22 protein-coding genes and 1 pseudogene are annotated in these 21,152 nt (G+C 69.3%); 10 read left to right on the top strand and 13 right to left on the bottom strand.

Annotation, left to right across the window (positions count from 1 at the left end; all coding sequences use genetic code 11):
* Positions 1-135: 135 nt before the first annotated feature.
* Together ITJ57_RS01245 and ITJ57_RS01240 are read left to right on the top strand one after the other, a co-directional pair.
* Positions 136-1,824 carry an ABC-F family ATP-binding cassette domain-containing protein gene (locus ITJ57_RS01245; RefSeq protein WP_194668489.1) on the top strand — a complete coding sequence of 563 codons (1,689 nt, stop codon included), beginning with the start codon at positions 136-138 and terminating at the stop codon, positions 1,822-1,824.
* Between the two features lie 114 nt (positions 1,825-1,938).
* The gene (locus ITJ57_RS01240) at positions 1,939-2,214 is read left to right on the top strand and encodes a hypothetical protein (RefSeq protein ID WP_194668488.1); all 276 of its coding nucleotides are present in this window, start codon (positions 1,939-1,941) and stop codon (positions 2,212-2,214) included.
* An 18-nt stretch (positions 2,215-2,232) separates the two neighbouring features.
* Here the strand turns inward: ITJ57_RS01240 and ITJ57_RS01235 are convergent, their stop codons facing one another.
* The 4 genes from ITJ57_RS01235 to ITJ57_RS01220 all read right to left on the bottom strand — a co-directional run bounded on the left by ITJ57_RS01235 (position 2,233) and on the right by ITJ57_RS01220 (position 5,747).
* Positions 2,233-3,186 carry a helix-turn-helix transcriptional regulator gene (locus ITJ57_RS01235; RefSeq protein WP_194668487.1) on the bottom strand — a complete coding sequence of 318 codons (954 nt, stop codon included), beginning with the start codon at positions 3,184-3,186 and terminating at the stop codon, positions 2,233-2,235.
* A 76-nt stretch (positions 3,187-3,262) separates the two neighbouring features.
* Entirely contained in the window at positions 3,263-3,634 is a 372-nt protein-coding gene (locus ITJ57_RS01230; RefSeq protein WP_194668486.1) for a hypothetical protein, read from the bottom strand.
* Positions 3,635-3,722: 88 nt separating this feature from the next.
* Positions 3,723-4,055 (bottom strand): hypothetical protein, encoded by a 333-nt coding sequence (locus tag ITJ57_RS01225; RefSeq protein WP_056010042.1) that lies wholly within the window; start codon positions 4,053-4,055, stop codon positions 3,723-3,725.
* Between the two features lie 141 nt (positions 4,056-4,196).
* Positions 4,197-5,747: a deoxyguanosinetriphosphate triphosphohydrolase family protein gene (locus ITJ57_RS01220; protein WP_194668485.1), complete on the bottom strand. Its 1,551-nt coding sequence runs from the start codon at positions 5,745-5,747 to the stop codon at positions 4,197-4,199.
* Between the two features lie 39 nt (positions 5,748-5,786).
* Between ITJ57_RS01220 and ITJ57_RS01215 the strand changes: the two genes are divergently transcribed.
* Together ITJ57_RS01215 and ITJ57_RS01210 are read left to right on the top strand one after the other, a co-directional pair.
* The gene (locus ITJ57_RS01215) at positions 5,787-6,368 is read left to right on the top strand and encodes a uracil-DNA glycosylase family protein (RefSeq protein ID WP_194668484.1); all 582 of its coding nucleotides are present in this window, start codon (positions 5,787-5,789) and stop codon (positions 6,366-6,368) included.
* 63 nt (positions 6,369-6,431) lie between these two features.
* Positions 6,432-6,896, top strand: a complete 465-nt coding sequence (locus tag ITJ57_RS01210) for a hypothetical protein (protein WP_194668483.1) — start codon at positions 6,432-6,434, stop codon at positions 6,894-6,896.
* 50 nt (positions 6,897-6,946) lie between these two features.
* Here the strand turns inward: ITJ57_RS01210 and ITJ57_RS01205 are convergent, their stop codons facing one another.
* Positions 6,947-7,819, bottom strand: a complete 873-nt coding sequence (locus ITJ57_RS01205; protein WP_194668482.1) for an alpha/beta fold hydrolase — start codon at positions 7,817-7,819, stop codon at positions 6,947-6,949.
* A gap of 83 nt (positions 7,820-7,902) precedes the next feature.
* On the opposite strand from ITJ57_RS01205, the gene ITJ57_RS01200 reads away from it, so the two are divergent.
* Together ITJ57_RS01200 and ITJ57_RS01195 are read left to right on the top strand one after the other, a co-directional pair.
* Positions 7,903-8,400, top strand: coding sequence for a CGNR zinc finger domain-containing protein (locus ITJ57_RS01200; RefSeq protein ID WP_194668481.1), 498 nt, complete (start codon positions 7,903-7,905; stop codon positions 8,398-8,400).
* Between the two features lie 41 nt (positions 8,401-8,441).
* Complete coding sequence (locus ITJ57_RS01195; protein ID WP_194668480.1) at positions 8,442-9,269, top strand: MerR family transcriptional regulator; 828 nt, start codon at positions 8,442-8,444, stop codon at positions 9,267-9,269.
* A gap of 240 nt (positions 9,270-9,509) precedes the next feature.
* Here the strand turns inward: ITJ57_RS01195 and ITJ57_RS01190 are convergent, their stop codons facing one another.
* Both ITJ57_RS01190 and ITJ57_RS01185 read right to left on the bottom strand, forming a co-directional pair.
* Positions 9,510-9,962, bottom strand: coding sequence for an NUDIX domain-containing protein (locus tag ITJ57_RS01190; RefSeq protein ID WP_194668479.1), 453 nt, complete (start codon positions 9,960-9,962; stop codon positions 9,510-9,512).
* A 191-nt stretch (positions 9,963-10,153) separates the two neighbouring features.
* A complete protein-coding gene (locus ITJ57_RS01185) occupies positions 10,154-10,576 on the bottom strand; it encodes an ankyrin repeat domain-containing protein (protein ID WP_194668478.1) in 423 nt (140 codons plus the stop codon).
* Positions 10,577-10,799: 223 nt separating this feature from the next.
* Here ITJ57_RS01185 and ITJ57_RS01180 point away from each other — a divergent pair, with 223 nt between their 5' ends.
* The gene (locus tag ITJ57_RS01180; protein ID WP_228506417.1) at positions 10,800-11,258 is read left to right on the top strand and encodes a putative immunity protein; all 459 of its coding nucleotides are present in this window, start codon (positions 10,800-10,802) and stop codon (positions 11,256-11,258) included.
* Between the two features lie 18 nt (positions 11,259-11,276).
* On the opposite strand, the gene ITJ57_RS01175 is transcribed toward ITJ57_RS01180, so the two are convergent.
* Positions 11,277-11,912 carry a TetR/AcrR family transcriptional regulator gene (locus ITJ57_RS01175; RefSeq protein ID WP_194668477.1) on the bottom strand — a complete coding sequence of 212 codons (636 nt, stop codon included), beginning with the start codon at positions 11,910-11,912 and terminating at the stop codon, positions 11,277-11,279.
* Between the two features lie 66 nt (positions 11,913-11,978).
* On the opposite strand from ITJ57_RS01175, the gene ITJ57_RS01170 reads away from it, so the two are divergent.
* The gene (locus ITJ57_RS01170) at positions 11,979-12,686 is read left to right on the top strand and encodes an NAD(P)H-binding protein (RefSeq protein WP_194668476.1); all 708 of its coding nucleotides are present in this window, start codon (positions 11,979-11,981) and stop codon (positions 12,684-12,686) included.
* Here the strand turns inward: ITJ57_RS01170 and ITJ57_RS01165 are convergent.
* A complete protein-coding gene (locus tag ITJ57_RS01165) occupies positions 12,674-13,663 on the bottom strand; it encodes an aldo/keto reductase (protein WP_194668475.1) in 990 nt (329 codons plus the stop codon). The genes ITJ57_RS01170 and ITJ57_RS01165 overlap by 13 nt on opposite strands.
* Before the next feature lie 145 nt (positions 13,664-13,808).
* On the opposite strand from ITJ57_RS01165, the gene ITJ57_RS01160 reads away from it, so the two are divergent.
* Positions 13,809-14,459, top strand: coding sequence for a GNAT family N-acetyltransferase (locus tag ITJ57_RS01160; RefSeq protein ID WP_194668474.1), 651 nt, complete (start codon positions 13,809-13,811; stop codon positions 14,457-14,459).
* A 94-nt stretch (positions 14,460-14,553) separates the two neighbouring features.
* Here ITJ57_RS01160 and ctlX read toward each other — a convergent pair whose 3' ends face one another.
* Both ctlX and ITJ57_RS01150 read right to left on the bottom strand, forming a co-directional pair.
* Positions 14,554-15,531, bottom strand: a complete 978-nt coding sequence (gene ctlX / locus ITJ57_RS01155; protein WP_194668473.1) for a citrulline utilization hydrolase CtlX — start codon at positions 15,529-15,531, stop codon at positions 14,554-14,556.
* A 7-nt stretch (positions 15,532-15,538) separates the two neighbouring features.
* The gene (locus ITJ57_RS01150; RefSeq protein ID WP_194668472.1) at positions 15,539-16,567 is read right to left on the bottom strand and encodes an ornithine cyclodeaminase; all 1,029 of its coding nucleotides are present in this window, start codon (positions 16,565-16,567) and stop codon (positions 15,539-15,541) included.
* Between the two features lie 162 nt (positions 16,568-16,729).
* On the opposite strand from ITJ57_RS01150, the gene ITJ57_RS01145 reads away from it, so the two are divergent.
* Positions 16,730-17,161: an Lrp/AsnC family transcriptional regulator gene (locus ITJ57_RS01145; RefSeq protein ID WP_194668471.1), complete on the top strand. Its 432-nt coding sequence runs from the start codon at positions 16,730-16,732 to the stop codon at positions 17,159-17,161.
* A gap of 2 nt (positions 17,162-17,163) precedes the next feature.
* Here ITJ57_RS01145 and ITJ57_RS01140 read toward each other — a convergent pair.
* Together ITJ57_RS01140 and ITJ57_RS01135 are read right to left on the bottom strand one after the other, a co-directional pair.
* Positions 17,164-19,728: pseudogene (locus ITJ57_RS01140) on the bottom strand (polynucleotide kinase-phosphatase).
* Entirely contained in the window at positions 19,725-21,134 is a 1,410-nt protein-coding gene (locus ITJ57_RS01135) for a 3' terminal RNA ribose 2'-O-methyltransferase Hen1 (protein WP_194668470.1), read from the bottom strand. Before ITJ57_RS01135 ends, ITJ57_RS01140 begins: the two are co-directional and overlap by 4 nt.
* Positions 21,135-21,152: the final 18 nt, after the last annotated feature.

The raw sequence follows: 21,152 nt of genomic DNA, 5'->3' as shown, positions 1-21,152 counted from the left end.
ACCAGCTCAGGGACCAGGAGTTGCGCGCAGCCGAATCGCCCCGGCTAGACTGGTCGGCTCGCCAGGCGGTGGGCGGCCTCGCACATCGACGCGGGGTCCGTTCGGGAGCGACCGGCTCCCCGGGGAGTGCACACCATGGGCTACATCGACGTCAGTGATCTCAGTTACACGCTGAGCGACGGACGGACGCTGCTGGACGAGGTGTCGTTCCGCGTCGGCGAAGGCGCGATCGCCGCGCTCATCGGGGCGAACGGTGCCGGCAAGACGACGCTCCTCCGGATCATCCGCGGCGAGCTGCAGCCCGATTCCGGCGTCGTCTCCATCGACGGCGGGCTCGGCGTCATGGACCAGTTCGTCGGGCGGGGCGACGACGACCGCACGGTGCGTGACCTCCTCGTGCAGGTCGCGCCGCCGCGGGTCCGGGCGGCGGCCGAGGCGGTGGACCGTGCCGAGCTCGCGCTCATGGAGGACGACGTCGAGGCCACGCAGATGGCGTACGCGACGACGCTCGCCGAGTACGCCGACGCCGGCGGCTACGACCAGGAGGTCCTCTGGGACAGCTGCAGCGAGGCCGCACTCGGCATCCCTTACGACCGAGCGCAGTGGCGGACGCTCGGCACGCTCTCGGGAGGTGAGCAGAAGCGGCTCGTCCTCGAGGCGCTCTTCCGCGGTCCGGAACAGGTGCTGCTCCTCGACGAACCGGACAACTCCCTCGACGTCCCCACGAAGCGTTGGCTGGAGGGCATGCTCGCCGAGACCCGGAAGACCGTCCTCCTCGTCTCCCACGACCGCGAGCTCCTGGCGCAGGCCGCGACCCGGATCATCACGCTCGAGGTCGGAGCGGCCGGGAGCACGACGTGGACGCACGGTGCGAGCTTCCGCAGCTATCACGAGGCCCGCGAGGCACGGCTCGACCGACTCGACGAGCTCCGCCGACGCTGGGACGAGGATCGCGTGAAGCTGCGCGCGCTCGTCCTGCGGCTCCGCGAGCAGGCGAAATTCAACGATTCCATGGCCTCCCGGTACCGGGCCGCGCAGACCCGACTCGCGAAGTTCGAGGAGGTCGGTCCGCCGGAGGAGCGCCCGAAGGACCAGCAGGTCACGATGCGACTGCGCGGCGCCCGCACCGGACGACGCGCGCTCGTGTGCTCCTCGCTCGAACTGACCGGGCTCATGCAGCCCTTCGACGCGGAGATCTGGTTCGGCGAGCGCATCGGCGTGCTGGGCTCGAACGGTTCGGGGAAGTCCCACTTCCTCCGGCTGCTCGCCGGCGGTGGGACCGATCCGGATCCGGGCGCTGGTCATCTGGCGGCGGCCGGTGGCACACTCGAGCCGGTGCTGCACGACGGTGTCGCGAAGCTGGGCGCCCGTGTGCAGCCGGGGTGGTTCGCGCAGTCGCACCGGCATCCGGAGCTCCTCGGCCGGACGCTGCTCGACATCCTGCATCGGGGTGACGAGCACCGGACGGGCTTACCTCGGGAGGCCGCGAGCCGGGTGCTGGACCGCTACGGTCTCGCCGCCGCCGCGGAGCAGTCCTTCGAGTCGCTCTCCGGTGGTCAGCAGGCGCGACTGCAGATCCTGCTCCTCGAGCTGTCGGGCGCGACCCTGCTCCTCCTCGACGAACCGACCGACAACCTCGACCTCATCTCGGCGGAGGCACTCGAGCAGGGGCTGGACGGCTTCGAGGGCACCGTGATCGCCGTGACCCACGACCGCTGGTTCGCCCGCGGCTTCGACCGGTTCCTCGTCTTCGGCTCCGACGGTCGAGTCCAGACCTCCGACGAGCCCGTCTGGGAGGAGACGCGGGTCGATCGCGCCCGGTGACCGGCGACTCGTGCAGGACCCCCCTGCATGAGTCGCGGGGTTGGTCAACCCACCGTCGTCCCAGGGTGCGTTGCTTACGCTTGCCAGGACGAACCGATCCCGGAGGTGATGGTCATGCACCACAGCATCGCCATCGGGCGCGCTTTTTACGACATCGACGCATCCGTCGACGTCCAGGAGCTCATGACGGAGATCGAGTCCGCCGTCCAGGCGGGCGGCCGCTTCGTGCGGGTTCCGCTCTCATCGGACCGCAGTGTCGACGTCCTCGTCAGCCCAGGTCTCCAGGTCAGCATCGAGTCGTTCGCGCATCGGCCCCTCGAGATCGTGCCGTCCCTCGAGACCGAGCCGCTGTCGGGTCTCGACGAATACGACGAGTTCGACGAGTTCTGAGTCGGGGCGAGCCGGCGGTCAGGAGCCGAGCGTCGTGCTCGGATACTCGCCGAAGCGGTTCGTGTACGAGGCGGAGAACCGTCCAAGATGGGCGAAGCCCCACCGTTGCGCGATCTCGGCGACGGTGACTCGCCCGGGATCGGACCTGCTGAGCTCCTCCTGCACGCGGTCGAGTCGTACCCGTCGGAGGTAGTCGATCGCGGTGATGTCGTGCTCGCGGCGGAAGGCCGCCTGCAGGCTCCGCTGACTCATCCCGACTGCTTCAGCGACCTCCTCGGTCCGGATGGGCAGGTGCGCATTGGCGATCATGTACTCGACGGCGGCGCGGGTCTTCCCGCCCGACGGCACCCCGATCTCGACCGGTGCGTGCAGCGCGGTATGCGGGAAGGTCTCCAAGAGGGCGATCGCGGCCGCACGGTTCGCCTCCGCACGGAGGAGCGCCGGGCTGGTGTCGTCGTACACGACGCTCGCGACGGTGGTGACCGAGGCCGCCCAGCGTCGGAGCTGCTCGCCGCTGGGTCGCGCCGTCGTGTCGAACAGGATCGGACCGCTGGTGCCCTCGACCTCCCCCGCGACCCGTTCGAGGAACGACCCGTCGAAGTGCATGAGGTTCTGGCGGTAGTCGGCGAAGTCGAACTCGGCGGCCCGATCGTTCGCGAACATCGCAGGTTGGCCGTTCTCCAGCTTGACCGGTGCGCCGGCGAGGTCGGTCGCACCCTCCCCGGCCGTCAGCCACGACACGATGTACTCGCCCTGCGTCAGCACCGTCCCGGTGACGTGGCCTGCGAACTGGCTGGCACGCAGCGTCAGCTCGTCGTCGCCGATCGCGGTGTAGCGGAAGGTGAACGCGGACGAGGTGGGTTCGATGACCATCTCGCCGGCGTTGTACTCGCCGGCGAACAGGTTCCGCGCCTCATCGACGTCTCGACCTGCGACCTCGGACCGCTCTGCGGGCCCACCGTGTTCGCTCATCGCTCATAGAATCTCACGCCGATCCCGAACTGTCACCTTCAACGAGGCGTTCGGGGGCAGAGCAGTCCACGGCTTGTCAGGCGGTCCCTTGCAGGAACCCGTGTTCAGCACCGAGGACACCGGTCAGCGCCGACGACGCCATCGGCGCGAAGCGTGGCAGCATCGTCGTCTCGTGCACGGCGGTCGGGCGCTTCGACCAGATCGTCAGCACCGTCAACCCACCCTCGGCGCGGAGTGACCAGGCGACGATGTGTTGCGCCGGGACACGGACGGTGTCGCCGTCGACGTCCAGGGCGATGGCGGTCCGACTGAGGGACAGACCACCTGCCGTTTCGGCGTCGGCATGGGAGGTCTCGAAGACGAGGTCGGTGCGGTCGAGCAACCGCCCGACGGTGCGCGCATCATCCAACTCGAAGAAGTCGGGCGCGCCAGGGATCCAGGTCGACATGGTCCCACCCCCAACTGGTGTTTCGTGGATGCCGGACGGCCGGAGCTCGTCGTGGCGGTGTTCGTTGCGCGGTCGCGGAGCCGCGTGCCTAGGCTGCGGACTCGACGCGCTTGGTGGCGCCGGCGGCGGGCTCAGGGACGACGCGCATGCCCTTCGCGCTGTTGGCCTGCTCGAGGAGCGCGGCGAGCCATTCCCGGTTGAGCTCCGGTGCACGGCTGCCGTAGAAGGAGAACTGGAGGGGGATCATCGGGTTCAGCCACAACGACTGACGACCCGTTCCACGACCGGGGACGGCTTCGAGGTGGAAGGCGAAGCTCTCGTTGCGGCGGAACTTCGTGAAGATCACCGTCTGCAGGTGCGCAAGCAGCCGGTCTTCGATCTCGTGCGGAGTCGGAGGGGTTCCGTAGAGGAGGTTTCCCATGAGCGCGCCATCCCTTCTGTTTCGGGACCGAGGTGATTCCCGGTGCCGGGGATAACGCTAGATGTTCTAGTAATCCCGCGCTCGGAACTATCCGAATTGCGCCAGGGGCATCCGGACAGGCGTCCGCCGCTCAGCTGACCCTCAGCTGCCGAAGGCCCAGGCCTCGCGGTCTCCGCGCAGTCTCGCGGCGAGCGCCGTCGCCTGTTCGTCGGTGAGTGAGGCGACGTAGTCGAGGATCCCGCGGGCCCGGCCGAGGCGTCCGAGAGCGCTCGGGTCGGCCTGAGGGCGTCCGGTCTCCGGGTCATCGGGCAGCCAGTCCGGGTTGTCGGCTCGCAGGCGGAAGTAGCCGTCGGTGGCCAGTTCGACGAAGTCGAGGAGCTTCTGCGGGGCACGCGGGCCGTCGCGGGGATCGTCGAGCCATCGGTCGAGTTCGCTGACGAGCACGTCGAGGACGCGTGATTGTCCGCGCTGGTAGGTGGCGAAGTCGGGCCGGTCGATCACGAAGCGCGTGTGGACGAACTTGAGCACGGTGACGTCGTGCCAGGCCTCGGGGAGGAGCGAAACGTGACCGGAGCGCACGTTGGGCTCTTCGACGACGAGGACAGAGCGCTGGAGGCGGCCGATCCAGGAGGAGACGAACGACTCGATGGCGCGTTCGGTACGACTCGAACCGTCGAAGGGGACGGCGAGGAGGCCTTCGACGAGTTCGGTCGCGACCCGCTGCACGGAGGCGCGGAAGTGCTCGTCGCTGGCGATCCACGGGTCGCGTGAGACGATCCGCCGGCGCAGCAGCTCGAGCGAGTGGCCGGGGGCCCTGTTCCACAGCTCGTCGGCGTCGAGCGCGGCGAGGGCCCGCTGATCCCGGAGGAAGGTGCGGAACTCGACGGCGACGGCCGCCTGCTGCAGGACGCCGGCCCGGTAGAAGTCGTCGAGGTCGTGCAGGGAGTACGCGATGTCGTCGGCGACGTCCATCACGGAGCACTCGACGGTCTGCTGCCAGGGGGCGATCGCGGCGAACGCACTGCGGGCGTCGAGCATGTCGTCGAGGTCGAGCGTGTACGCGGAGAACTTCGGTGGCGCCGTCTCCCAACGACTCGCGGTCGAGCCGCGTGGCATCCGCGTGGGGTCCGCCGGGTCGAGGTCGGGGCGGTGGACGATGCGACCCCACGGGTACTTGAGCACGGCGGCGCGGGAGGCGGCAGTGAGGTTGAGGCCCTCCTTCACCGTCTCGCACACGTCGAGTGCGGAGAGGATGCGGAACGACTGCGCGTTGCCTTCGAAGCCCTCGGCGAGCCCCAGGCGCTCCCGTGCGAGGCGGTCGAGGACCTGCTCACCGAGGTGGCCGAAGGGCGGGTGGCCGAGGTCGTGGGCGCTGGCGGCGGCCTGCACGACGACGGGGTCGCAGCCGCCGAGCCGCTCGACGATCGCGGCCTGTGCGGGGTCCGTCGTCGTCAGTTGCATCGCGATCGCGCGGGCGACGGCGGTGACCTTGATCGAGTGCGTGAGCCGGTTGTGGACCACCTGGCCGACGCCGGACGGCGACACGACCTGCGTCACGGCCGACAGCCGGGCGAAGTACGGGGAGAAGCGGATCCGTTCGAGGTCGACCCGGTACTCCGGGTACTCCTCGCCGGTCGCGAACCGGTCCACCGGCTCGGGGATGAGGCGCCGTCGCCGCTGTTCATCGTCCATCCCCTCACCCTATTGCGCGCTCGGTGGAAGACTGCAGGGATGCATCCGATCGATCGTCTCCGTGCCGAGGTCGCCGCCCACGAGTCGAACGCCTGGGCCCGCGAGCTCGGATGGGAGCCGCTCTTCGTCGCCTCCCCCGAAGCACGGGTGCTCATCATCAGTCAGGCGCCAGGACGACTGGCGCAGGAGTCTGGCATCCCGTGGAACGATCCGAGTGGTGTCCTGCTCCGGTCGTGGATGGGCGTGACGCCCGAGGAGTTCTACGACCCGGCGAACGTGGCGATCATCCCGATGGACTTCTACTTCCCCGGCAAGGGGAGGAGCGGCGACCTGCCGCCGCGCCGCGACTTCGCCGCGCGCTGGCATCCGCGCGTCCTCGAGCAGTTGACCGAGGTGCGCCTCACGATCCTCATCGGCGCCTACGCGCAGCGCGCCTACCTCGGCCCGCGGGCCGGGCGCACCCTCACGGAGAACGTCAGGGCTGCGGAGTCCCACCTCCCGTTCTTCCCGATCGTGCACCCGTCACCGCTCGCGCGCGGCTGGCGTACGAAGAACCCGTGGTTCCAGGAGGAGACGGTGCCGCTGCTCTCCGCCCAGGTGCGCGCGGCCCTGGCGGGGTGAGGCGACATAGGCTGGCGACGATGCCGGGACGCCGGCGTCCGATCGACTGACGAGGGGTGAGCCGTGAGTGATGACCAGCGCGCGGGCGACGAGGTGCGACCGACCGTGCAACCGCCGTCGGGGTCGAACTCCGGCGCAACGCCTGACGGGCCGGATGAGGCATCCTGGCTCACCGAGCAGGAGGGACCGGTCACCGGTCGAGCCGCCGGCATCGGGATCACCCTGCTCCTGTTCGCGCTGCTGGTGGCGAGCTGGTTCGTCCAACTGTCGTTCGCCCTGCAGGGCGAGTTCGGTCCATCCGAGGACCGGCTGAGCGGGGGCGGGATGCTCGGCGGGTTCATCCTCGGCGCGGTGGTCGCGATCGCTCCGCCCGTCGTCACGCTCGTCCTCCAGGCGAAGGTCCACAAGCGGACGCCTCGGCACTCGATCATCGCCGCCATCGGAGCGATCTCCGTGCTCGTCATCGCCGTGCCGGTCAACGCCGTGGTCGTGGGCCTCCAAGCCGTGAGCTTCGCGAGCGGACGGTAGCCGATTGATCCGCCCCGGATTGTCGCAGGCGGATCGGTCAACCCACCGGGCTATGCGCTGCGGTCGTTCGTCGCGAGCCAGCTCGTGATGGCGTCGGCGACGAGGTCGAGGTCGGATTCGAGGAGGAAGTGTCCGCCGTCGACGAGTTCGATGCGAGCGTGCGGGGCGTCGCGCGTGAACGCCGTGGCGCCTGCAGCAGCGAAGATCTCGTCGTTCCGCCCCCAGATCGCCAGCACCGGCACCTGCGAGGTGCGGAGCCACTCGTGCACCGCCGGGTACAGCTCGCGGTTGGTCGTGTAGTCGCGGAAGAGCGCCAGCTGCACGTCGTCCTGGCCCGGTCGGGCGAGGAGCGCGAGGTCGTGCTCCCAGGCGTCGGGGTCGACGGTGGTCGGGTCCGGCACACCGTGGGTGTACTGCCATTCGACGGCTTCCCGGCCGAGGGCGGGACGGAGTGCGTCGCGCGTCTCGGTGGTGCGTTCGGCGGCGTCGGCCCAGATCGGGTCCCAGAAACCGGGCACGAAGCCCTCTTCGTAGGCGTTGCCGTTCTGGGAGATGACCCCGACGACGGCAGCGGGGTCAGCGAGCGCCAGTCGCCACCCGACCGGCGCGCCGTAGTCCTGGACGTAGATCGTGTACTGCGTCACGCCGATGGTCGAGAGGAACCGGTCGGTCACGCCGGCGAGGGCCGCGAAGGTGTACTCGAACTCGTCGACCGAGGGGGCGGCGGAGCGACCGAAGCCGATGTGGTCCGGAGCGATGACGCGGTAGCGGTCGGCTAGGGCGGGGATGAGGTGGCGGAACATGTGCGAGCTGCTCGGGTACCCGTGCAGGAGCAGGAGCACGGGGGCGTCGGCAGGACCGGCTTCGCGGTAGAAGACGTCGAGCCCATCGACGGAGACGGTGCGGTGGTGGACGGTGACCATTGCTAACCCCTTTAGATTGTTTTACTGGTTAGCCAGACGGTAGCATGGATTCATGGCGCCACACGGCGCGAGAACGGAGAACGATGCTTCGCGACGAGGAGCTGCTGCTGAACGTGCTGAACAGCGCGCCGGTCATCGAGGGCACCCCGACGGACCGCCTCGAGGGCGCCGCCGGGCGAGACCTCGCGCGCAGTTGGGGCGGCACCGGGTCCGCGGACGAGGTGGCCCGACTTCGACGCGCGCGGCAGGCCCTCCAGGCTGTCGTCCGCGGCGAGGACGGCGGGGCGACCAGAGAACTCGCGGGCCTCCTCGGGGATGCGGTTCGGACGCCGCGCGTCACGCCCGACGGTGTGGTCTGGGAGCTGCAGGTCCCTGACGACGACCGCCTCGTGGCGGGCGTGGTCCTGGCTTGGTCGAGCGTGATCGCGGAGTTCCCCGGGCGACTCCGTCCGTGCGCGAATGATGAATGCAGCCTGTTCCTCGTCGACCACAGTCGCCCCGGAACCGCGAAGTGGTGCTCGATGGCGGTGTGCGGCAACCGGATGAAGGCGCGCACCCACGCGCGACGCGCTCAGAACTGAATGCTTGACTCTGACACCGTGTGAGGAGGGAGAACTGACACATGTTGTCCATCGGAGCGTTCGCGCAGATCGGCCAGGTGACCCACCGGATGCTCCGGCATTGGGACACCGCAGGTCTGCTCGTGCCTGCCCATGTGGATGAGTCCAGCGGCTACCGCTCGTACGATCCTTCGCAGTTGGAACGGCTGCATCGGATCGTGGCACTTCGCCATCTCGGCTTCGGTCTCGAAGACATCGCCCTGATCCTCGACCAAGGGGTGGATGCCGCGCGCATCGCCCGGTTGTTGCAGGTGCGTCGAGCCGAGGTCGAACGCGAGCATCGCATCGCGGCCGCACGACTCATCGATGTGGAACGGCGGCTCCACCTCATCGAAAGAGAGCATCACATGTCGGAGATCGAGATCATCGAGAAGCCCCTGCCCGCCGTTCGCCTGGCCGCCCGCCGTGGCGTCATCCCCTCCCAGCCGGACATCGCGGACTTCGTCGGCCCCTCGTTCGACGCGGTCGCGTCCATCATCGGCGACGAGAGCGGGTCGCTGACCACGCCGATCGCGCAGTACCACGCGAGCGAGGACGGCACCGAAGTCATCGTCGGCTACGCCTACAACGGCGCGCCCCGTGAGGGCTTCGAGGTCGTCACGTTGCCGGCCGAGCGCCTGGCGATCTGCGGCATCCACCTCGGGTCGATGGACCGCATCGCCGAGAGCTGGCAGTCCATCCACGCCGAGATCATCGCCCGGGGGTTCGTGCCCTCGGGGCCGTGCCGCGAGCTCTATGTGCGAGCGGTGTCGGAGGATCAGTCCGACTGGGTCACCGAACTGCAGCAGCCGGTAGCTGCCGCCGCGGTGCTCCGCGACAGCAGGACATAGGGCGGCCGTCCGGCGTCGTCGGTGACGGTCGCGTGTGGCTCGAACCCGACGGCTCGCCAGAACCGGACGCCGCGCTCGTTCCGGACCTCCGGGTCGACGGTGAGTCGAGCGATGTTCCTGGCTCTAACAGACGACGCAGCGCGTCGAAATCGTCCGCGGATGTGGGTTGCAGCCTCATCGAAGACAGTCTGCCCGGGTGGTCGGGGGGCGTCTATGACAGCGATCGATGAGGGCAGCTGGTCAGAACCCGTACGTGAGGACCGCTGACCGGCGCCCCTCGCGCAGGGCGTCCAGTGCAAGCCGCTCGTGAGCGGGCAAATTGACCGGCAGATCGTCGAGGCGGAACCACGACAGTTCTGCGCACTTGATCGGTTCTCGGATCAGTGGTTCGCCACCCCAGACGTCACAGACGAAGAACCAGTCGACGCGCTGTTCCAGCGGGTTCTCCGTACCATCGGTGCGCTGCATGACACCCACGGCCGAGAGCGCCTCGAGTGCCACCTGCACGCCGAGTTCTTCCCTCGCCTCACGGATTGCCGCAGATGCCGCAGTTTCACCGAGCTCGACATGACCGGCGGCACCCGCTGACCAGCAATCGTCCATATAGCCGGTGTTCTGCCGTCGTTGCAGCAGGACCGATCGATCGCGGCGCAGGAAGACATACGACGCGGGAACAACGGAGAAGTGACCCATGAGTAGTCACACCCTATGCCGCTGACCGGAGATCACCATGCCCGCCGTACTCGACGGCGGGCTCGACGGGACAACGCACTCGTCACGAAGCCGCAGGTCGCAACGCGTCAGAACTGCCGTCCACGAAATCACCCAGGATCACGATCCGGGCAGCAGCTTCGACCGGCGGGGAGGCAGATGAGAACGCTTGTTCACCGGGAGTTGTCGAGGAGAGTGATCAGGTCGGAGGGGTAGGCGCGATTTCCCATCGCGTCGTATGTATCGCGCGCACGTTCGAGCGCTCGGGGAGTCACGACTGCGCCTCGGGCCACCAGTTCTCGCACGATCTCGATGGTGGCCGGCCGAGTGCGGTTACTCCCCGAAATGAACGCGGCTTCGAGTGGGGTCCGCCCCATCGGATCCGGATTGTTGATGTCTGCTCCGGCATCGAGGAGCGCTCTGATGCTCTCGATGCGCTTGACCTCGACCGCAAGCGTCAACGGCGTGCACTGGTGGCGAGGAAGTGTGTGTACTGCTCCCTCCAGCGGCACGCCTTCTGCGACGAGCTGCAGGATCATCGCTGTATCCCCTTCCTTCACAGGGCTACTCAGCGGGCGTGACAGTGCCTGGGTCATGTCGCAATCCCTCCGTCTTGCTCAGGCGACTACCTGTGGTGGATGTAGGCGTCGATATGCGGATCCAGCATCTTGGCAGCCTACTGTTGCCGTTCCCGTCGCGGCTTCCCGAGGTCGAAAACCATGTCGGTCTCAACGGATTCCATGACGTACGCTCGCACCCTTCCGAAACAAGCTGCGTCGGGCTGATCTTTCTCTGCTCCATCCCTGGGACGATCGAGGCGTGAGCGAGGAAACGAAACCGAAGTGGGCGAACCCTGAACCGCCGATCCATCACGCGATCGCGCTGTGGGCCGCGCGCTGCGCCGAGCGCGCTCTCCCGATCTTCGAGGAACAGCGCCCCGGTGATGATCGACCACGTGCAGCGATCGTGGCGCTCCACGCGTGGGAACGCGGGGAACTGCCGATGACGGCTTGGCGCGCAGCGGCGTTCGCAGCTCACGCGGCTGCGCGCGACGCGACGGAAGCAGGAGCGACCGCGGCCGTCGCCGCCGCTCGTGCCGCCGGCCAGGCATGCGCGGTAGCCCACATGTTCGACCATGCCCCGCACGCCGCGAGCTACGCGGCGAAAGCCGTGGGGCTCCACGGAGGCGGAAAGGCCGGTCAGGAAGTGGAGCGAACCTGGCAGTGGGAAAACCTGGCACCCGAGCTGCGCTCGATCGGCTTCCCCAACGGGCTGTAGTGGAAGCGGAGCGTTCGTTCAGGTTGCGCGACCACCCGGCCGAGCACTCGGGACAGCCGAGGCCAGGGCGACGGCTTGAATCACTACGGCAAGGGTCTCGCAGGCACGAGCCGTCGACATCGACCCGGACATGGCGTTCCGCGCGAGGGCGTCCCCGGCGCCGGGGATGGCACTCAACGGCGCCGGGTCGAGGGGGCCGGTGAAGGGCTCCAGCGCTTCACGACAGATCTCGAGATACGCCAGCTCCGCCTCCGCCCGGAGCACACTCAACGTCGCCGAGCCACTGAGTGCGGACACCACGGCCGCGAGCTCGACCCCCTCGGCGATGCAGCAGCCGATGTAGGCCCCCGCGACCAGGGCCGACACCGCGGCGAGATCCGGCGGCGCTTGAGCGAGCGCCTGCAGCAGGGCGTCCCGCTGATGAGCCTCGAACGCCCGGTACGCCTCCGCCAACAAGCCCGAGCGGTCGCCGAAGTGGTCGTAGGCCACCGGCTTCGTCACCCCTGCATGCGCGGCCACCCTCGCCAGCGTGACGTCGTCCATGTCGTGCGTGCGGACGAGATCGCGGAAGGCGTCGAGCAACTGGGCGTGCCGGTCGTCCCAGGAGAGACGACGCCTTGTGGTCGGTGCGCCGACGTTTGGAGTGGATTCCATCCCTCGATCTTACCTACGTACAGTAAGTTACTTATCGTAGGTTGATCGACAACGGAAGGACCACCCATGACGTCACCGACCACCCCAGCCACCGCCACGAGCGGAGAACCACTGCCACGCGTCTTCATCGTCGGGATCTCGGGCCGGGTCGGTCGGCTCCTCGCGAGCCGCCTCCGCGCGCGAGGGATGGCCGTCTCAGGCCTCACGAGATCGTCGCAGCAGGCCGCCGTCCTCCAAGCCGACGGCGTGACGAGCATCTCAGGCGAACTCGCTCACGCCGGCACGGAGGAGATCGCGGCGATGGTCTCGGACTCGGACATCGTCGTCTTCGCCGCCGGTTCGAATGCGGGGCGCCCGGACGTGACGGACGCCATCGACGACGCCGCCCTCGGCCGCGTGTCGAAGGCGCTCAGAGGCACGCGGACGCGCCTGATCCTGCTCTCCGTCCTGCCCGAAGCGTGGCGCGAGCGACCACTGAGCGACGAGGAGGAGCACTACTTCGCGGTCAAGAAACGGGCGGAGGTCGCGCTCACCCGCCAGCCGATCGATTGGCTCATCCTGCGACCATCCCTGCTGACCGACGACCCGGGTCGGGGGACGGTCGCCCTGGGGCCGGCCGAACTCCACGACGAGATCACCCGCGACGACGTGGCGGCCGTCCTCGAGGCGCTCGTGCTCGAGCCGACCATCAGCCGACGGATCCTCGAACTGAACGAAGGGCCGACCGCCGTCACCGAGGCGGTCGGCCGCTTCGCACGCTTCTACCAGGCGTAGGCCTCAGGCGCCTGGCCGCCCGGGCCGGGGAACAGCTCGTCGAGGGCGGTGAGATCGTCCGCGCTCAGCTCGATGTCGACCGCGGCGACCGCAGACTCCAGCTGCTCGACCGTGCGCGGTCCGATGATCGGGCCGGTCACCCCGGGCTGGTGCAGGAGCCACGCGAGCCCGAGCGACGCCGAGGACCACCCACGCTCGGCGGCGAAGCGGTCGTACTGTTCGAGCTGGTCCTGCTGCTTGGCGCGAGCCTCCGTGATGCGGGCCTCGCCGGATCGCGCGCCCTTGTCGGACGAGCCACCGCTCAGCAGGCCACCGGACAGCGGCGACCAGGGCAGGATGCCGAGGCCGTAGTGCTGCGCCGCGGGGATGACCTCGAGTTCGATGGAGCGCTGCGCGAGGTTGTAGAGCGACTGCTCGCTGACGAGACCGAGGAAGTGCCGCTGCTGAGCGACCTCGTTGGCCTGCGCGATGTTCCAGGCGGCGAAGTTCGAGCTGCCCGTGTAGACGACCTCGCCGCGCGCGACGAGCACCTCCATCGCCTGCCACAGCTCCTGCCACGAGATGTGCCGGTCGATGTGGTGGAACTGGTAGAGGTCGATCCGGTCCGTCTGCAGGCGCTCGAGCGAACCGATGGCCTCCCGGCGCACCTGCCACGCCGACGCGCCGCGGGCGTTCACGACGTCCGAGCCGTCGTCGTTCGGCGCGACCATCGGCGAGTGCACCTTCGTGGCGAGGACGATGTCGTCGCGCACCCCCGGCCGCGCCGCGAACCACCGGCCGATGATCTCCTCCGTCGCGCCACGACCCGCGCTGCCGCCGTAGGCGTTCGCGGTGTCGAAGAAGTTGACGCCGAGCTCCAGCGCCCGGTCCATGATCGAGAACGAGTCCTCCTCGCTCGTGCGGTCACCGAAGTTCATGGTGCCGAGCACGATCCGGGAGACCGACGTCCCCGTGCGTCCGAGGTGCGTGTACTTCATGGTTGAGCCCTTCTCATCGTCGAACGGGGCCGTCGACCGGCACCGCGACGAGTGTCGCACCGACCCCGGGCGCCGTACACCGGCTCGACAGCCCGACCCGGACCGGCTACAGCGCTACCCGGCATCCGACGGGTAGCGTGGGCGGATGCTCAAGCTCACCGACGTCTGGCCGTTGTTCGACCTCGAGATTCGCACGCCCCGCCTCGTGCTGCGCCAGGTCCGCGACGAGGACCTCCCCGGCCTCGTGGACGCCGCCCTCGCCGGCATCCACGACCCGGACGTCATGCCGTTCTCCACGCCCTGGACCGACCAGCCGCGCGACCAGCTCATGCGAGAGACCGCCAAGCACCTCTGGACGCAGCGGGCCGGCGTGACCCCGGCGTCCTGGACGCTCAACCTCGCGATCCTCCTCGACGGCGTGCCGATCGGCCTGCAGGACGTCGGCGCCCGCGACTTCGCCGTCACCCGCTCGGTCGGCAGTGGTTCCTGGCTCACGCAGTCGCAGCAGGGCAAGGGACTCGGCGTCGAGATGCGAGCGGGCATGCTCCAGTTCGCCTTCGACCATCTCGGCGCGCACGTCGCCGTGTCCGACGCGGCCGTCTGGAACGGCGCCTCGCTCGGCGTCTCGCGTCGGCTCGGTTACCGCGACAACGGCGTGCTCCGCTTCGTCGGCCGTCCGGGCGAGCTCGTCGAGTCGCAGGGCTTGCGCGTGACCCGTGACGAGTTCGTGCGTCCCGAATGGACCGCGACGGTCACCGGTCTGGAGGCGGCACGGCCGATGCTCCTCGGCGAGTGACATCAGGCCGACCCGTCGGTCGGCCACAACTCCTGCTGGAAGCTCACGAGCGTTGCCGGAACCGCAAGGGATCAGCGCCCCCGGCACACGCAGATCAGGCGACGGCAGGAGTCGTGGACGGCTGAAGTGTCGGAGCACTCGCCACCGGTCGCCGGTCCAGATGGACCCCGGCGATCATGCAGCGCACGGAGCCGCCCGCGAGTTCGATCGTCGGGACGTCCAGCGGGAGGATCCGGCAGCTGCGTTCGATGACCGCCAGCTGGTCCGCGCGGAGGCTCTGGACGGCCCGACTCGAGATCGCCAGGAGACGCTCCCCCGACGCCGACCGCAGCTCGATCGCATTGCCCGCGAAGTCGCAGACCTGACCGTAGTCGAGGTCGACGATCGTGCGGCCGTGGGAGGTCAGTCGTTCGACGACCTGATCGCGTCGCGCGGGTGAGGCGATGAGGTCGAGTCCCACGAGGGCGAACTCGGTCGCCACGCCCATCATGACGTTGGTGTGGTAGATCGGGACCCCGTGCGGGTCGATGGCGTCGAAGACGAGCGGTTCGTAGCCGAAGTTGGTGCAGAACCGCTCGAGCGCGATCGGGTCGGCCCGGTGCGAGCGTGCGACGAACGCCACCCGCGCCGCATGGTCGAGCACCATCGCACCGGTGCCCTCCAGGAACACCTCGTCCAGTTCGAGGCCCGAGTAGTCGATGACGTCCTGCACGCGGTACTCGCGCTTCAACATCTCGACGATGTCCCAGCGACGCTCACGACGACGGTTGGCCGCGTACATCGGGTAGACGGCCAGGTGCCCACCGGCGTGCGTCGACAGCCAGTTGTTCGGGAACACGCTGTCGGGTCGGTCGGGGTCGTCGTCGTCGAAGAGGTGCACCCGGACACCGGCGGCGTCGAGCGCGTGCGCGACCTGGGTGACCTCGTCGAACGCGGCGTGCGCCACCCCGACGGCCGCAGCCGACGGGACACCCTCAGCCACTTGGAACACGTTGTCGGCCGCGGTCAGCGGGTTCGGCGTGAAGCGATGCGGCCGGATGAGGACGACCGCTGACGGCGCCTGCACGGACATGTCGGACTCAGCCGACCGGTGAAAGCGCGCCGACGAGCCCGAACAGGTCCTTCGGGTCGTCGGGGGCTGCGACGAGGTCGATCTCCTCGAAGTACTCGCTGCCGTCGACGGCGTCGTTGAGGAACCGCAGCGCCGTGAAGTCCTCGATCGCGAAGCCGACGGAGTCGAACAGGGTGATCTGCTCCCGCGAGGTGCGGCCGGGGACGGCGCCCGTGAGGACCTGCCAGAACTCGATCACCGGGAAGTCGGGCGCCATCTGCTGGATCTCGCCCTCGATGCGGGTCTGCGGCGGGAACTCGACGAACACGTCGGCGCGGTCGAGGATCGACGCCTCGAGCTCCGTCTTACCGGGGCAATCCCCACCGATGGCGTTGAGGTGCACGCCGGGCTCGACGAGGTCGTTCGTGAGCACCGTCGCGAGGGCCTTGTCGGCCGTGCAGGTCGTGATGACGTCGGCCCCGGCCACGGCGTCGGCGGCGCTCGTCCCGATGACGACCTCGAAGCCGAGCGGCTCCAGGTTGCGCGCGAACTTGTCCATCGCGAGCGGGTCGACGTCCCAGATGCGGACGGTGCTGATGCCCAGCGCAGCGCGCATGCCGAGGGCCTGGAATTCGGCCTGGCTGCCGGCGCCGATGAGCGCGTGGACGGTGGAGTCCGGCCGGGCGAGGTGCTTGGCGACCATGCCGGACGTCGCGGCGGTGCGGAGGGCCGTGAGGAGCGTCATCTCCGCCAGGAAGGTCGGGTAGCCGTTGTGCACGTCGGCGAGGACGCCGAACGCGGTCACCGTCTGGTAGCCGCGCGCCGGGTTCGAGGGGTGGCCGTTCACGTACTTGAAGGCGTAGGTCTCGTGGTCGCTCGTCGGCATGAGCTCGATGACGCCGAACGGCGTGTGGCTCGCGACGCGAGGGCTCTTGTCGAACGAGGGCCAGCGACGGAAGTCCGCCTCGAGGTAGCCGATCATGCCGGCGATGATGCGCTCGGGGCCTCGGTCGGCGGTCCAGCGGACCATGTTGCGGACATCGACGAAACGCGTCATGACGTTCCCTTCCAGACGGAGTCGGGCTCGGAGCCGGCCGGAGCGGAGTGCTCCCGGCTGCTTCGAGCCTAGGTTTCGTCGATCTGCACTCTCTACGCCACCTCTGCGCGATTTGTGCACAGGTTATGCACAATGTGAGTAACGTCGTTGTACATTGTGTGCATGGCGGCACTCGACGATCTGGACCGACGGCTGTTGGCCGCGCTCCGAGCCGACGGCCGTGCATCGGTCGCGAGTCTGGCCAGATCGCTCGACGTCGCCAGGGCGACCGTGAACAGTCGTCTGGAGCGACTCGTCTCCTCGGGCACCGTCGTCGGGTTCTCCGTCCGGGTGCGCGACGAACTCGACCCGGGCACCGTCCGCGCGATCGCGTTCATCGAGGTCGAGGGCCGCACCACCGACCACGTCATCCGGCAGTTGCGTGGCTTCCCCGAGATCAGTGCGCTCCACACGACCAATGGCGGCTGGGACCTCGTCGCGGAGCTCCGCACCGAGACCCTGACGGACTTCGACCGCGTCCTCGGCGGGATCCGCCGCATCGAGGGCGTCGTCAACAGCGAGACGAGCCTCCTGCTGAGTTCCGTCCTGCGCTGACGCTACAGGCGCGGGTCGATCGGCTCGGACTCCATGGCGAGGACGCCGAAGACGGCCTGGTGCACCCGCCAGGTCGGTTCGCCGGCGACGAGGCGCTCCACCGCCTCCACACCGAGCGCGTACTCGCGCAGCGCCATCGAGCGTTTGTGCCCGATGTCGCGATCGCGGAGTCGCGACAGGTTCTCCGGCTCGGTGTAGTCGGGCCCGTAGATGATCCGCAGGTACTCGCGCCCACGCACCTTGATGCCGGGCTGAGCGAGCGACTTCCCCCCACGGAGCAGACCGGCCGTCGGCTTCACGACCATGCCCTCGCCACCTGCGCCAGTGAGCTCCTCCCACCAGGTGGTCGCAGCCTCCTCCGAGGCCGGCGACGTGAGGTCGACCTCGATCGACCGCGTCCGGCGGATGAGCTCGGGGTCGGCGTCAGCCAACCGATCGGCGAGCGAGAGGTGCCAGATGTGGTCGCGACCGAGATGACTCGTTCCCGTGGACGCGAGGAGCTAGAACGGCGCGAGCTGCACCCCGTTCAGCCCGTCCGAGGGCGCGGTGTACGGCCGGTAGGCCTCGACGTACGCCTCGGCGTTCACCGCCCGTCGACGCGTCCGATCGAGCAATCCGGTGACGTCGACGCCGGTCGCTGCGGCCTGCTCCAGCACGCGGACGGCCGCCGGGACCGCCGCGGTCGCCGCTGCTCCGACTGAGGCGTACTGCTCGCGGATCATGCGCTCCGCCTTGATCGACCACGGGAGCAGCTCGCTGTCGAAGAGCAGCCACGAGGCGTCGAGTTCCTCCCACAGGCCGGCCCGCTCGACGGCGGCGTCGAGCCGGGTCAGCAGCTGCTGCGTCGTGGCCTCGTCGAAGAACGGCCGACCGGTGCGGGTGTGGACGGTGCCGCGCCAACCGGCGGGCGCACCGAAGGGAGCCGGGTCGCGCGTGAGCAGGACGACGGCGCGGGAACCCATGTGCTTCTCCTCGCACACCACCCGGTCGAGCCCCTCCCGGCGATACGCCTCGAACGCCTCGGCGGGGTGCTCCAGGAGGTCCTTCCGCTGCGAGGTGCTCGGTGGGCTCATCGTGGGCGGCAGGTAGACGAGGCGCCGCGGGTCGATCGCATAGCGACTCATCACCTCGAGCGCGCCCGCCGCTGCGTCCTCGCGGATGCCCACCCGACCCGAGACGCGGGTCTCCACGATCTGCTTGCCGAGGACGTCGTCGATGCGCAGCAGTCCCGGGTCCCGCTGCTCGCCAGCGGGTCCGGCCGGCCGGCCGAGCGGCACGACGGGCTCGTACCAGACCTGCTCGGCCGGGACGTCGACGACCTCGCGCTCCGGCCAGCGCAACGCACTCAGCTTCCCGCCGAAGACGACGCCGGTGTCCAGGCACATCGTGTTGTTGACCCATTCGGCCTCGAGGGTCGGCACGTGCCCGTAGAGGACGGTCGCCTTGCCCCGGTACTCCTCCGCCCAAGGCAGTCGGACGGGCAGACCGTACTCGTCGGTCTCCCCCGTGGTGTCGCCGTACAGCGCGAACGACCGCACGCGCCCGGAGGCACGCCCGTGATACTGCTCGATCAGGCCGGCGTGCGCGACGACGAGCTTCCCGTCGTCGAGGACGAGGTGCGCGACGAGCTCACGACAGAAGCGCTCGACCTCGGCCCGGAACGCCTCCGGCTCCTCGGCCAGTTGGGCGAGCGACTCGGCGAGCCCGTGCGTGGTCTGCACCCGCTTGCCCTGCAGGGCGCGGACGAGCTTCGACTCGTGGTTCCCGGGCACGGCCAGCGCGTGTCCGGCGCCCACCATCCCCATCGCGAGCCGCAGGACGCCGGGAGTGTCCGGTCCGCGGTCGACGAGGTCGCCGAGGAAGATCGCGCGTCGTCCCTCGGGGTGCGCAGCATCGACCGCACGTCCCTCGGCGTCGCGCTCGATGACGTACCCGAGCTTCGTGAGCAGCGTCTCGAGCTCGCTCCGGCAGCCGTGGACGTCGCCGATGGCGTCGAACGGCCCGCGCTCCTGGCGGCGGTCGTTGAGGAGCGGTTCGCGGACGAACGACGCCTCGGCGATCGCGTCGAGCCCGGACAGGACGTGGACCTTCCGGAACCCCTCCTTGCCGAGGTGCCGCAGTGACCGCCGCAACTGGTCCTGCTGGCGGGTGATGACGGCCGACCCGAACGACCGGTCCTGACGAGCCTCGTTGCGCTCGATGCACACCCGCTCCGGGACGTCGAGGACGACGGCGACGGGCAGGACGTCGTGACTGCGCGCCAGGTCGATCAGCGACTTCCGCGAGGCGGGCTGGACGTTGGTCGCGTCGATGACGGTCAGGAGTCCGGCGTCGAGACGACGGGCGGCGACGTCGCGGAGGGCGGCGAACGCATCGGCGCTGGCGGCCTGGTTGTTCTCGTCGTTGGACACGAGCCCGCGGAAGAAGTCACTCGAGAGGGTCTCGAACCGACCGAAGTGCTCAGCGGCGAAGGTCGACTTGCCGGAACCGCTCACACCGATGAGCACCACGAGCGAAAGCTCGGGGATCGGGAGCGGCGCCGTCTGAGGCTGTGCAAGGTCGCTCATGAGATGCCCTTCCGGAAGACGGCCAGTTGCGTGGGCGAACCCAGGTCGGGGTCGACGTCACCGACCGTGCGGTACTCCACGTCGTAGCCGTGGCGTGCGGCGAGCGCCGTGCACCACGACGCGAACTCCTGTCGGTCCCATTCGAAGCGGTGGTCGGGGTGCCGGAACGCGCCTGCCGGCAGGGAGGGGTAGAGCGCGTTGTACTCCCGGTTCGGTGTCGTGACGATCACCGTCTCGGGAGCCGCCGCGCCGAAGATCGAGGCTTCGAGTGCGTCGAGGCGCTCGGCGTCGATGTGTTCGACGACCTCCATGAGGACGATCGCGTCGAGCCCGTGCAGCCGGGAGTCGGCGTAGGTCGCCGAGGACTGCAGCAGTTGGATGCGTTCGCGGACGCGGTCGCTCGCATCGTGGAGCCCGAGGCGTTCCGACGCGGTCGTGAGCGCGCGGGCGGAGACGTCGGTGCCGATCACGGCGGTGAACTGCGGATCAGCGATCAGGCGGGTGAGGAGGGCGCCCTCGCCGCAGCCGACGTCGGCGACCGAGCGCGCCCGGACGTCGGCGAGCGCCTGGAGCACTGCTTCGGCGCGGAGCCCGGCCAGCGCCGGGGAGCGTGTTGCACGCACCGTGGCGGTCTCGGCACCCTCCTCGACCTCGGCACCGTCCCCCGACGCACCCGGGTCGAGGAGCGCCTGCGCGTCGGTGACCATCCGCGACTGATGCGCGAGGTAGCGCTTCGTGATCAGGTCCCGATCGGGGTGGTCGGCCAGCCATCCTTCGCCCGCACGGAGCAGATTGCCGACCTCGTCGTCGGACACCCAGTAGTGCTTCGCGTCGTCGAGGACGGGCAGCAGCACGTAGAGCTGGCGGAGTGCGTCCGAGAGCCGCAGGTGCCCGGTGAGTTCGAGGTCGACGTACCGCGAGTCGCCCCAGGCGGGCACCGTCGGGTCGAGCGGGATCGCCCGTTCGGTGACGTCCCAGCCGAGCGGGCTGAACAGCCGCGTGGCCAGCTGGTCCAGGCCTCGGGACGGTACCGCCGCGACCGTGATCGTCAGCGGGAGGTCGGCGGCGGCGAGCTCGGGGCGGGAGTCGCTGCGGCCGGTCATGGCGCTGCGGAACACCTGCCCGAGTGCGACGGCGACCATCGACGACGACGCATACGGCCGGTCGTTCACATACTGCGAGAGCGACGCGATGTCGCCGCCGCCGAAGCGCTTCTGCCGGACGAGCGCGATCGCGTCGACCTCGAGGAGCAGCGCGATGGTGCACCGTTCGTCGGTCGCCTCGGGGTAGAACACGTGGGCGCGCCCGACGCTGAGGTCGAAGCTCTGCGCCCGCGCGGGGTGCTTGCGGACGAGGTGACCGAGGTCGGCGGCCGACGGCGCGGTCGAGGTGATGGTGACGAGCACAGGTCCATCCGTCCGGTC

It is taken from the genome of Plantibacter sp. VKM Ac-2880 (genome assembly GCF_015351235.1).
In the GTDB taxonomy this organism is placed as follows: Bacteria; Actinomycetota; Actinomycetes; order Actinomycetales; family Microbacteriaceae; genus Plantibacter.
Note: the sequence above shows the minus strand (reverse complement) of the source record. Positions and strands in the feature narration are given on the sequence as shown.